9 protein-coding genes are annotated in these 11,619 nt (G+C 76.7%); 4 read left to right on the top strand and 5 right to left on the bottom strand.

What is annotated here, in order from left to right; genetic code table 11:
- Window positions 1-39: 39 nt before the first annotated feature.
- The 3 genes from bioD to ABZ573_RS08535 are packed head-to-tail and all read left to right on the top strand — an operon-like array spanning window position 40 to window position 3,188.
- On the top strand, window positions 40-768 hold the full coding sequence (gene bioD / locus ABZ573_RS08545; protein ID WP_151456282.1) for a dethiobiotin synthase: 729 nt from the start codon (window positions 40-42) through the stop codon (window positions 766-768).
- A gap of 54 nt (window positions 769-822) precedes the next feature.
- A complete protein-coding gene (locus tag ABZ573_RS08540; RefSeq protein ID WP_358116839.1) occupies window positions 823-2,514 on the top strand; it encodes a histidine kinase in 1,692 nt (563 codons plus the stop codon).
- The gene (locus ABZ573_RS08535; protein ID WP_358116836.1) at window positions 2,511-3,188 is read left to right on the top strand and encodes a response regulator transcription factor; all 678 of its coding nucleotides are present in this window, start codon (window positions 2,511-2,513) and stop codon (window positions 3,186-3,188) included. Before ABZ573_RS08540 ends, ABZ573_RS08535 begins: the two co-directional genes overlap by 4 nt.
- Window positions 3,189-3,242: 54 nt before the next feature.
- On the opposite strand, the gene ABZ573_RS08530 is transcribed toward ABZ573_RS08535, so the two are convergent.
- The 4 genes from ABZ573_RS08530 to ABZ573_RS08515 form a co-directional block, all read right to left on the bottom strand.
- On the bottom strand, window positions 3,243-3,995 hold the full coding sequence (locus ABZ573_RS08530) for an ABC transporter permease subunit (protein ID WP_311411487.1): 753 nt from the start codon (window positions 3,993-3,995) through the stop codon (window positions 3,243-3,245).
- Window positions 3,992-4,924 carry an ATP-binding cassette domain-containing protein gene (locus tag ABZ573_RS08525; RefSeq protein ID WP_357580452.1) on the bottom strand — a complete coding sequence of 311 codons (933 nt, stop codon included), beginning with the start codon at window positions 4,922-4,924 and terminating at the stop codon, window positions 3,992-3,994. Before ABZ573_RS08525 ends, ABZ573_RS08530 begins: the two co-directional genes overlap by 4 nt.
- Before the next feature lie 391 nt (window positions 4,925-5,315).
- On the bottom strand, window positions 5,316-6,479 hold the full coding sequence (locus tag ABZ573_RS08520) for a cytochrome P450 (protein ID WP_358116833.1): 1,164 nt from the start codon (window positions 6,477-6,479) through the stop codon (window positions 5,316-5,318).
- 9 nt (window positions 6,480-6,488) lie between these two features.
- Window positions 6,489-7,157, bottom strand: a complete 669-nt coding sequence (locus ABZ573_RS08515; RefSeq protein ID WP_132233190.1) for a 50S ribosomal protein L11 methyltransferase — start codon at window positions 7,155-7,157, stop codon at window positions 6,489-6,491.
- A gap of 310 nt (window positions 7,158-7,467) precedes the next feature.
- Between ABZ573_RS08515 and ABZ573_RS08510 the strand changes: the two genes are divergently transcribed.
- Entirely contained in the window at window positions 7,468-8,364 is an 897-nt protein-coding gene (locus tag ABZ573_RS08510) for a hypothetical protein (RefSeq protein ID WP_358116830.1), read from the top strand.
- 139 nt (window positions 8,365-8,503) lie between these two features.
- Here ABZ573_RS08510 and ABZ573_RS08505 read toward each other — a convergent pair whose 3' ends face one another.
- Window positions 8,504-11,407: a M36 family metallopeptidase gene (locus ABZ573_RS08505; RefSeq protein ID WP_358116827.1), complete on the bottom strand. Its 2,904-nt coding sequence runs from the start codon at window positions 11,405-11,407 to the stop codon at window positions 8,504-8,506.
- Between the last annotated feature and the right edge of the window lie 212 nt (window positions 11,408-11,619).

Raw genomic sequence — 11,619 nt, 5'->3', positions numbered from 1 at the left:
GTCGCGAACAAGGGTGGCCCCGTGAGCCGGGGTGGGGACATGACCGGGCCGTGGCGCGGGCCGGTGCTGGTGACCGGCACCGACACCGACGTCGGCAAGACGGTGGTCACCGCGGCGATCGCGGCCGCCGCGCAGGCGGCCGGCCTGCGGGTCGCGGTGGTCAAGCCCGCCCAGACGGGTACGGCCGGCGGCGAGCCGGGCGACGTCGACGCGGTCAACCGGCTGGCCGCCCCGCTGACCGGCCGGACCCTGGCCAGCTTCCCCGACCCGCTCGCCCCGCTGGCGGCGGCCCGGGTCGCCCAGTTGGCGCCGCTGGAGCTGGACACCGCCGTCGACGCGGTCCGCGAGGAGGCCGACAAGCACGACCTGGTGCTCGTCGAGGGCGCGGGCGGCCTGCTCGTGCCGATGGGGCTGTGGCCGGAGGGGAAGCCCTGGACGGTGGCGGACCTGGCGGTGGCGCTGGGCTGCCCGGCCGTGGTGGTGACCCGGGCCGGCCTGGGCACCCTGAACCACACCGCGTTGACGCTGGAGGCCCTGGAACGTCGGGGGGTGCCGGCGGGCGTGGTGGTCGGCGCCTGGCCGGCGGCGCCGGAGCTGGTGCACTGGGCCAACCTGACCGACCTGGTGCCGAGGCTGATGGGCGCCCTTCCGGCCGGGACCGGGGCGATGGATCCGGGGGTCTTCCGCCGGTCCGCGTCCGGCTGGCTCACCCCCGCCCTGTACGGGGTGCTCGACGACTGGCGCGCGTGGGCCGAGGAGATCAGCTGAGCACCTGACTTTCGTCGGTGCCGGCGCAGGTCGGGCGTGGGTAGCCTGACCGCCGTGGGGAACTGGTGGTCCGTCCGGGTGGGCGGCGCGGTGCGGTCCCGGGAGGTCGTCCGACGGCGGCTCGGCGACCTGCTCCTGTGGGCGACGACCGCTGCCCCGATCGCGTACGCGCTTGTCACCCCGCCGCACGCGGGGCCGGCCACCGCCCGGCTGGCCGGCGCGCTGCTGCTGCTCGCGGTGGCGGTCGCGGTGAGCCGGCGCTGGCCGGTGGTCGCCCTGGTCGGGGTGGTGCTCGGGTCGTTGCTGGACGGCAACTTCCTCTTCGCGATCCCGGTGTTCAGTTATCTGACCGGTCGCCGCAGCGCCACCGCCCGCCCGGCCGCCGTCGCCTTCGCCGCGCTCGCGGCCGGCGGCACCGCGCTCAACCTGGGGCTGCTCGGCACCGGCGCGGCCACCTGGTTCCTGCTCGCCTCGGTGCTGCTCTTCGCCGGGGTGTTCCCGTGGCTCGTCGGGCGGTACCGGCGGCAGCAGGCCGCCCTGACCGAGGCCGGCCGCCGGCACGCCGAGGCGCGGGAGCGCGAGCGGCGGGGCACCGCGGAGCGGGTCCGACTGCGGGAACGGGCCCGCATCGCCCAGGAGATGCACGACTCGCTCGGGCACGACCTGAGTCTGATCGCCCTGCGCGCCGCCGCCCTGGAGGTCGCCGACGACCTCGCGCCCCGGCACCGGGCCGCCGCCGGGGAGCTGCGGGCCAGTGTCGCCGCCGCCACCGAGCGGCTGCACGGGATCATCGGGGTGCTCCGGGAGCCGGACGGGGCGGCGACCACCCGGCCGGCCGACGAGAGCGTCACCGAGCTGGTCGACGGGGCCCGGGAGGCGGGCATGGCGGTGCGCCTGGACGGCGTGGACGCCCTGGCGCAGCTGCCGCCGATGGCCGCGTACGCCGCGCACCGGGTGGTCCGGGAGGCGCTGACCAACGCCGCCCGGTACGCCCCCGGCGCGGCGGTCACCGTCGTCCTGCACGGCGACGGCGACCGGGTCGAGGTGGCCGTCGTCAACGCGGCGCCACCGGCCGGGCCGCTGCCGGGCCCGCCGTCCACCGGTTCCGGCCTGCTCGCCCTCGCCGAGCGGGTCCGGCTCGCCGGCGGCGCCCTGACGACCGGTCACCAGGACGGTGGCGGCTTCGCCGTCCGTGCCCGCCTGCCGGCGGCGGCCCGGGCGGGCGCCGACGCCCTCCCGTCGGGCGGAGGCGACTCCGGCCCCGGCAGCGGCCGGTGGCCGGCGGGCGGCTGGTCGGCGGGCGAGGCGGGCGAGGCGGGCGAGGCGGACGGGCCGGGGTTTCCGGTCGCCCCGGGTGCGGGCGTCGACGCGTCGGACGGCGGGGCGCCGGGGGAGTGGCCGGGCGAGGCCGAGCGGCGGCTGCGCGACGCCCGTCGGCGGGTCCGGCTCAGCCTGCTGACGGCGCTCGGCGCCCCGGCGGGCCTCGCGCTGGTCCTCTCCCTCGTCTACTACCCGGTCGCCACCGCCGGTACGGTCCTCGACGACGGGGCCTTCGCGCGGATGCCCGTGGGCGCGCAGCGCGCCGAGCTGACCGGGCTGCCCCGACGGCAGTCGGCTCCGCCCGCCGGGACGGCGCGTCCCGGCTGCGAGCACTACACCGACGGCAACTTCCCCCTGGCCCAGCCGACGTGGCGGCTCTGCTTCGTCGAGGGCCGGCTGGTCAGCAAGGAGCGGATCGACGGATGAACGCCGACACGGCCGGCCCGGTGCGGGTCGTCCTCGCCGACGACGAGGCGATGATCCGGGCCGGGGTCCGGGCCATCCTGGCCACCGATCCGGGCATCGAGGTGGTGGCCGAGGCGGGTGACGGCCGGGCCGCGGTGGAACTCGTCCGGGCGCACCGGCCCCGGGTGGCGCTGCTGGACATCCGGATGCCGAGGCTGGACGGGCTCTCCGCCGCCGCCGAGATCCGCCGGCTCGTGCCGGAGACGGCGACGCTCATGCTGACGACGTTCGGCGAGGACGACCACGTCGCCCGGGCGCTCGGGCACGGGGCGAGCGGATTCCTGCTCAAGGCCGGCGACCCACGCGAGTTGATCGCCGGGGTGCACGCCGTCGCCGACGGCGGCGCGTACCTGTCACCGCGGGTGGCCCGCCGGGTCATCGAGCTGGGCGGTGACCGGCTGGCCCGCCGGCCGGTGGCCCGGGACCGGCTCGCGGGGCTGACCGAGCGGGAGCGGGAGGTGCTCGCGCTGGTCGGGGCGGGCCTGTCCAACGCCGAGATCGCCCGCCGGCTGCACCTGGTCGAGGGCACCGTGAAGAGCTACCTGACGAGCGTCTTCACCCGGCTCGAGGTGCGCAACCGGGTGCAGGCGGCGATCCTCGCCTACGAGGCGGGGCTGGTCGAGCCGACCGGCTGACCCGCCCCGCCCCGGCGCCTCGCACGTCCCGGCGGTCTCGCGCGTTCGCCCGGCTTACGCGTCGCGGCGGCGCAGCGCGGCGCGGCCCAGCAGCAGCGCGGCGCCGGCCCAGCCGGCGAGCAGGAGCAACCCGACCGGTGCCGGGTACGGGTCGGTGTCCCCGGCCAGGAAGTGCCCGCCGGCGACCCCCGGGAAGGCGTCGGCGATCCGGTTGAGCACGGCGATGTCCGGTTCCTGCAACGACAGCGGGACGATCATCAGCGTGGCGACGAGCACGGTCAGGGTGAGCACCGCGCTGCGCAGGGCCGCGCCGAGCCCGAGGGCCAGCACGCCGACCAGCGCCAGGTAGGTCGCCACCGCCAGGACGTCGCCGACGGTGCCGCCCGCCGGCGCGGCGCCCCAGCGGCCGAGCACCGGCCGCGCCACCAGCGCGCCGACCGCGCCGAGCAGCAGCCCGAGCGCGAACGTCACCGCCCCGGTCACCACGGCCTTGGCCAGCAGCACCCGGCCGCGCGACGGCGTGCACTGCAGGGTGGTACGGATCGTGCCGCTGGTGAACTCGCTGGTGATCACGAGCAGGCCCAGCGCCAGCACGGCGTACTGGGTCAGCTCGACCGAGCCGATCACGACGCTGCCGACGGTGACGATCCCGGCGTCGTCGGCCGGGTCGTCGTTGGTGTTCGCGTTGGCGGCGTAGATGGCCAGCTGACCGGCGGTGGCGGCCATCAGCAGCACCCCGGCCAGCAAGGACCACCAGGTGGAACGCACGGACCACACCTTGGTCCACTCGGCGGAGATCGTGTTCATCGTGCCTCGCTCACGGTCGGGGTGCCGGCGTACTCGACGCTGTCGGCGGTCAGTTCCATGAAGGCCTGTTCCAGGGAGGCCCCGTGTGGGCTGAGCTCGTGCAGCCGCACTCCCAGCTCGTACGCCACGTCGCCGATCCGCTCGACGGTGGCGCCGGTGACGGTCAGCTCGTCGGGGCCGGCCGGCTCGACGGCGGCCCCGGCGGCGGTGAGACGCCCGGCGAGGGCGGCGAGGCCGGCCGGCTGCGGGCTGCGTACGCGCACGGCCACCGCGCTGCCGGCGATGACCTCGTCGATCGGGGCGTCGGCGAGCAGGCGACCCCGGCCGATCACCACCAGCCGGTCGGCGGTGAGCTGCATCTCGGTCATCAGATGGCTGGAGACGAAGACCGTCCGGCCCTCGTCGGCCAGGGAGCGCATCAGCTGCCGGACCCAGCGCACCCCGTCCGGGTCGAGGCCGTTGACCGGCTCGTCGAACATCAGCACCGGCGGGTCGCCGAGCAGCGCCCCGGCGATGCCGAGCCGCTGGCCCATGCCGAGGGAGAGGGTGCGGCCGGGCTTGGCGGCGGCACGGGCGTCCAGCCCCACGGTGGCGAGCACCTCGTCCACCCGGCGGTCCGGTATGCCGTTGCTGCGGGCCATCGCGAGCAGGTGCGCCCGACCCGAGCGGGCGGGATGGACGGCCCGGGCGTCGAGCAGCGCGCCGACCTCACGCAGCGGGCGCCGCAGCTCCCGGTACGCCCGCCCGCGCACGAGCGCCTGCCCGGCGGTGGGCCGGTCCAGCCCGAGGATCATCCGCATGGTGGTGGACTTGCCGGCGCCGTTCGGGCCGAGGAAGCCGGTGACCCGGCCGGGCCCGATGTCGACGGTCAGGGCGTCGACGGCGGTCGTGCCCCCGAACCGCTTCGTCAACCCACGTAATGTGATCATGCGCCGACGCTAGGTCCGGAACCCCCGCCCCGACCGCGCCCGAACGGCACCACCGTCCCCTGACTTTCGTCGAGTCCCGCCGCCACCTCTCCCACACGGGGCCGTCACCTCTCCCACGCGGGGCCGCCACCTCTCCCACGAGGGCCGCCACCTCTCCCACGCGGGCCGCCGCCGCGACCTGCTCACCGCCCGCCGACACAGCCCTCCGGTGCCGCCTCGCCGGTGGTGATCAGGACGCCATGGACCTTAAAACCGCCGGCAAAGGTCCATGGCGTCCTGATCACCGGGCCGCGTGCCGCTCGGCGAGCCGGGTGTCCGTTGGCGGGCCACCGGGGCCACCCCGGAGAGCACGGCACCCCCGGGCCGGTGCGGTACGGCGTCCGTGGGCCGGTCAGCGGCGGCGGACGACGAACGCGTCGGGCATCCGGAAGGTCAGGTTGTCCGGGCACCACGGCTCGCGGAGCACGCTGACGCCGTCCAGCAGCGGGGCGGTCTCCGCTACCACCACGGCCGCCTCCATCCGGGCCAACTGGTCGCCGACGCAGCGGTGCGCGCCGGCCCCGAAGGCCAGGTGCCGGCGGGAGCCCCGCTGCCCGGGCCGGAACTCGTCCGGCGCGTCGACGGTGGCCGGGTCGCGGCCGGCGCGGGCCAGCCAGAGCACGATGCTGGTGCCCGCCGGCACCGCCGTCCCGCCCAGCGTGGTGTCCACCGACGCCACCCGCCGCCAGGTGACGATCGGCGGCTCCAGCCGCAGCCCCTCCTCGACGACGTCGGCGACCGCGACGGTGCCGTCGCGCAGGCTGGCCAGCACGGCCGGCTCGCCGGCCAGCCGGTGCAGCAGCAGGGTGAGGAACTGCGAGGTGGTCTCCTGGCCGGCCACCAGCAGGAAGAACAGCGCGCCCACCACCACGTCGGGCGGGTGCCCGGCGGCCCGCAGCGACCCGGCCAGCCCGCCCCCGGTCGCGGCGAACTCGCGCAGCACCCGGTGGAAGCGGCCCACCTCGGCGGCGAGGGCCTGCTGCCGTTCGGCGTCCAGCGGCGCCCAGAACAGTTCCAGCGCGGCGCGGGCGAACTCCTTCACCGCGCCGACCGGCGCGTCCGGCAGCTCGACCAGCCGGGCCAGCACCAGCAGCGGCAGGTCGGCGGCGAGCCGGGCGTACAGGTCCACCGCCCCGCCGGCGTCCAGGGTGGCGGCGATCCCGCCGACGCGCTCCCGGACCAGGTCGATCAGCCAGGGCCGCTGCGCGGCGACCCGCGTCGGGTGCAGGGCGTCGGCGACGATCGCCCGGATCGCCGGGTGGCTGGCGCCACCGTTGTTCGCCAGGGTCGGCGGCAGCCGGAACCGGTGCCCGGCCAGCACCCGCAGCGCGGCCACCGGGATCGGGGTCACCGCGTCCAGCGCGTTGTCCGGCCGGTACGTCGCCGGATCGGTGAGCACCTCACGGACCAGGGCGTGCCGGGTCACGACCAGGTGCGCGACCCCCACGTGGTCGCGTACCCGGGCCACGTCCGGCCAGTGCGCGTCGGCGGTCTGCGCCCAGCTCCGGAACAGCACGCCGACACGCTAGCGGCCCGCCCCCGGCAGCCCCGCCCGCAACTGCCACACCGTGGTGCGCTTCACCCGTACGCTCTCCAGCGTCTCGGGCACCGGCACGTCGTAGACGGCCAGCTCGTCGAAGCGGTCGTGGGGCAGGAAGGCCCGGCCGGGGTCGCCGACCAGCACCCGGGCCCCGGCGCGGGCGGCCCGGAGCAGGAAGCGCAGCACCCGGTTGGCCATCGCCTGGCTGTAGAACACGTCCCCGGCGAGCACCACCTCGGCCCCACCGGCGTCGCCGTCGAGGACGTCGCCGAGTTCGGCGTCGACGCGTACCCCGTTGGCCTCGGCGTTGACCGCGACGGCCGCGACGGCCAGCTCGTCGATCTCCACGGCGCGCACGGCGGCGGCGCCGGCCCGCGCGGCGGCGATGGCGACCAGGCCGGAGCCCGCGGCGAGGTCCAGCACCCGGCGGCCGGCGACCAGTTCCGGGTGGTCGGTGACGTACCGGGCCAGCGCCTGCCCGCCGGCCCAGGCGAAGGCCCAGAACGGCGGCGGCTGCGCGCTGCGGAACTCGCCCTCCGTCAGCTCCCACAGGCCGATGGCGTCGTCCGCCTGGTGCAGCCGCACCTCGGGAACGAAGGCGACCGGGGAGAGACTGGCGTGCAGGCGGACGAAGGCGGCGGAGAGGTCGGACACGCCGGCGATTGTCCCCCGCCACCCGGACCCGCCGACCGGCGCCACCCCGGATCGCCCCCGATCGGCGGCTAATCGAGGGCCGCCCCGACCGGCCGCCGCAAGCCGGTCGCCGCCGCCGGTCGCCCCTCGGCCGGTCGCCGCCGCGCGGTCGTCGGGGCCGGGCGTGTCGCGGGGAGGGGGTGACCGGTTCACCACCGTCGGTGAAATCGGCCCCCGCGCTTGGCGATCGGTGCGAACACGCCCGTCTACCGGCCGGCCGGCGGCGCTGGCAGCGTTGCGGGTTGGCGGCGACCGACGGGAGGTGGGAACGGTGGCGACCAGGTGGCGGTACGCGCTACGGGCCGGGGTGGTGCTCGGCTGCCTGACCGGGGCGGGTCTGCCCGCGCCCGCGCAGGCGGCCTTCGCCACCGAGCTGAGCGGCCTGCCGGACGAGTTCACCGCCGGGGGCCGGGTGGAGACCGTCTCCGCCGTGGTCTCCCGCGACGACGGCGGCTGCGTCAAGGTCCGCTGGTCGATGGTGCTGCGGGTGCGCGGGATGCGGCTCGACCAGGTCAGGATGGACCGGGTCGAGGAGACCGGCTCGTTCCCGCTGGACATCCGCGCCGACGGGGAGGTGGCCCGGCTGACCGACCGCCGGCTCGACCCGGGCACGCTCTGCCCCGGGCGGACGGTCACCGCCCGCTACCGGTTGGCCTTTGCCGGTGACGTCACCCGGGGGCGGATCACTCTCGCGGCGGAGGCGTACGACGCGAACCTGCGGCTGCTGTCCCGACAGACGGCGACGCGGTCGGTGGTCGGGGCGACCACCCGGACGGCCGCGCCCGAGGAGCCGGAGCCTCGCTCCGCCCCGACGGACGCGACCGGACCGGCCGGGGAGTCCGGGGGAGCGGCGGAGCCGGGGGCTGCGTCCACCACCGACGAGCCGGCGGCTGACGAGCCGGTGACCGACGACTTGGCGACCGACGAGCCGGTGACCGACGGGGCGCTGCCGGCGGCCGGCACGGGGCGGCCGGTGGCGGGGGCCAGCGGTTTCGGGGCCGTGCAGGCCGCGTTCCTGCTCGGTGGGCTGCTGCTCTCGCTCGGCCTCGGCCTGCTGCTGCGGCTGCGTCACCTGACCCGGGCGGCCGGCGCGGACGACGACGTCGGGCCGGACCGGCGCTGGGAACGGCCCGTCGCGCCCGGACGGTGGCGGGCCGCCCGCCGCTGACCGAGGGCCACCGGTACGACTGTCCGGCGGTGGTCCGGCGGAGTCACGGGTACGCGTGCCCGGCGGCGGTCCGCCCGGGTCGACGGCCGGCGGTGGTCCGTCGGGGCCGGCCGGCACGCCGACCGGCCCCGACGGGCGGTCACTTCGAGAACGCCTGGAACTCGGCGATGCGCACCTGCGTACGGGCCGGGCTGGCCGTCGCGCAGTCGGTGGTGGTCGCCGGGTCGTCGTCCTGCTCACCGGCGTAGGCCGGGCCGCCGGTGCACTGGCTGGCGAGCACCTCCAACCGCAGGTGCGTGGCCAGCGTGGTCGGCACCGCGAACTCGCGCAGGTTGATGTCCGGCACGTACGCCCGGTACGCCCCGCCCGGGAACGCGTCGGGCGCGCTGGTGTGGATCCGCCGCCAGTTCGCCGGATCCGCGCAGTCGGTCGTCTTCGCGTTGCACGCCGACACCGCGAACGAGCGCAGCGCGCTGAGCGCGTTCTGGCCGCCCGCGTCGGCGTCGCCGGCGATCGCCGGGCGCAGCATGGCGCTGACGTTCACCCGCTTCACGACCTGCGGCGCGTCCCCGGGCAGCGCCACGGTCACCTGCCGCCCGGCGACCCCGTCCAGGGAGGCCCAGTTGGTGGCCTCGGTGTCGTCGGCGATGCGGTCCAGGTTGACCCCGTCACCGGTGACCGTCGCGCCGGACGCCGTGGACGCCAGGTTCCGGCTCATCCGCAGGTCGACGTACCCCTCCTTGCCGGCCTTGGCGACCACGGTCAGCCGCTGGTGGCCGAAGCCGGGCGCGACGGCGAGCAACTGGTACGTGCCGGGCACCAGCTCGAGGGTGTCCGGCAGGGCGGTGGCCGGGTCGGTGTCGGCCACGGGCACCGCCCGCGCCTCGTACGCCCCGACGTACACCCGGATCGGCGCGTCGGCGCTGTCGCCCTTCGGCCGCAGGGTGAGCACGGCGTTGTCGGCGCCCGGAGCGGCGAAGCTCGGCGTCGGGTCCGTGTCGGCAGCGCCGTTGGTGGCGGCGTCGCGGCCCATCCCGGAGCGGGCGAACTCCGCCCAGAGCAGGTCCTGGTTGGCGCCGCCGAAGCGCAACAGGTCGGCGGTGAGCATGTTGTCCCGCATGTCGAGCATGCTCACCTGGCTGGCGGCCTGGAGCAGGAACGAGTCGAAGACCAGCTGCGACCAGCGCCGGTTGCCCGGGCACTGCTCCACCGCCACCTCGCCGCGCGCGCAGTCGAGCTGCCGCTGCGGGGTGCCGACGCCGTAGCGCTTCATCATCGCGGCGCGCACCCGGAAGTTGGTGGCGCTCCAGATCTCGCCGTCGGCGTGCACGGCGGGACCGCCGGTGTTGTAGCCGACGTCGGAGTAGTTCAGCGGGCTGCGGCTGAAGTCGTGGTTGCGGATGCCGCTGACCAGGTTGCCGGTGACGTAGCCGCCGGTGACGTAGGGCGTCTCGCCGGGGGCGCGCAGCCCGTGCTGGAACAGGTACTCGGCGGCGAGCAGGTCGCTCCACGACTCGCCCATCGAGCCGCCCTGGTGCCCGCTGATGCCGCTGTCCGGGCCGGCGATCATGCGGTTGGTGATGGCGTGGGTGTACTCGTGCCCGATCACCGTCATGTCGTAGTCGCCGTCCACGCAGGGCGGGTACGGCCCGCCGGCCTGCGGCTGCCACAGGTACATGTTGGTGGTCGGCGGCAGGCCGTCACGCGGCGTGCCCTGGTTGGCGTTGTTCCGGTTGCCGCTGAGCGCACCCTGCTGGGCGCGGCCCTGCTCGGCGTCGCCGCCCAGGCCCTGCGGGGTCAGGTTCACCGCCTGGAGGTTCCAGGTGGCCTCGGTGAAGCCGAGGTGCCAGGCCCAGTCGTGCATCCGGTTGTGCATGGCGAACAGGTTGGCGATCGCGGCGTCGCCGTCGTTGCGCTGCGCCGAGGTGAACACCTCCGGGTTGCAGCGGGCCTGGTGCCACTGGTCGGTGAACGGGTACTCGTAGCGGCGCTCCGGGCTGGGCGTGGCCGGTACGGCCGGCGTGCCGCCGCCCCAGGACAGCACGGTGTTGGCGGAGTTGCCGCGGGCGGTGCCGGTCGGCGTGCCGGTGGCCGCGTCGACGTCCCACGGCTGGCCGGTCGCCGGATCGCGGAAGGCCGCCTGGCAGCCCGGCGCGGGGTCGCCGCACCAGCGCACCCGGGGATCCTGCCCGGGGCCGAGGTCGCGCGGCGGGGTGGCCGGGAAGACCGCCCAGCTCGGGTTGTCCGAGTCGAAGTCGACGAGGTCCTCGCGGACCAGCACCTGCCCGGTGATCCCGTCGACGTAGGTGGTGAACGCCGCCGGGTGGTCGGTGTCGGCGCCGATCAGGGTCACCTCGTAGGCGGCGCGGGGCCCGTCGAGCGGGGTGGGCACGGCGACGGCGCGGACGCTGTGGCTGCGTACCGCCTCGGCGGTCAGGCCGGCGTCGGCGCGCGCCGCCGCGTACGCCTGCTCGTCGGTGAGGGTGGCCGGCGCCGGCGCGTCGGTGTCCCGGGACAGCGAGGAGCTGACCGCGAGGACCTTGCCGCTGGCGACCGCGACGGTGACCAGGCCGTCGTGCCCGGCCGGCAGGTCGCCGAAGCGCTGCCGGAGGGTGACGACCGCGCCGGCGCCGACCGGGCGGACCAGCACCCGGTCCATCGCGTCGACCGCCGCGGCGTCCAGCCCGAAGAGGTCCTGGTGCCCGGTGAGGTACGCGCGGGCGGCCGCCTCCGGCTCGGCGGGCAGGCCGGTGGCGAGGGGCGCGCTGCCGGGGCCGAGCGCGTGCGGGGTGCCGAGCCGGTTCCAGCGGGCGTCCGGGTCGGCCCTGCGCGCCAGGCCCCGCTGCCGCGCGTCGGGGGCGGCGGTACCGGGGCGGTTGTCGACGTCGGCGTGCTGGTGCTGCCCCTCGGCGAACGGGCCGGAGCGCCGCTCGGCGGAGGCGCCGCCGGCGGGGGCGGCTGCGGTGGGTCCGGTGGGCAGCAGCGCGGCCGCCACCGCGGTCGCCGCCAGGACGGGGATGAGTCGGCGTCGACGCCGACTCATCCAGGGTGTCCACTCCGGTTGTGCCACGGGACCTCCTCGTGGGAGCGGGGTGGCCGGCCCTCCGCCGGCCCGCGCAGCGCGGTTACGCATGCGCATCTGTGGATATCAGCCTGCCTGGGTGGGGACAAGGGCCGCGCCTACTCAAGGCGGCCCGGCGCGTCGCGGGAGCCCTCGCGGATGCCGGAGCGGCGCGCCCCTCCCCGCGCTGGTTT

This window comes from Micromonospora sp. NPDC007220 (assembly GCF_040634035.1).
Taxonomy (GTDB): Bacteria; Actinomycetota; Actinomycetes; order Mycobacteriales; family Micromonosporaceae; genus Micromonospora; species Micromonospora reichwaldensis.
The sequence above is the reverse complement of the archived record's forward strand: the minus strand, read 5'-3'. Positions and strand labels throughout refer to the sequence as shown.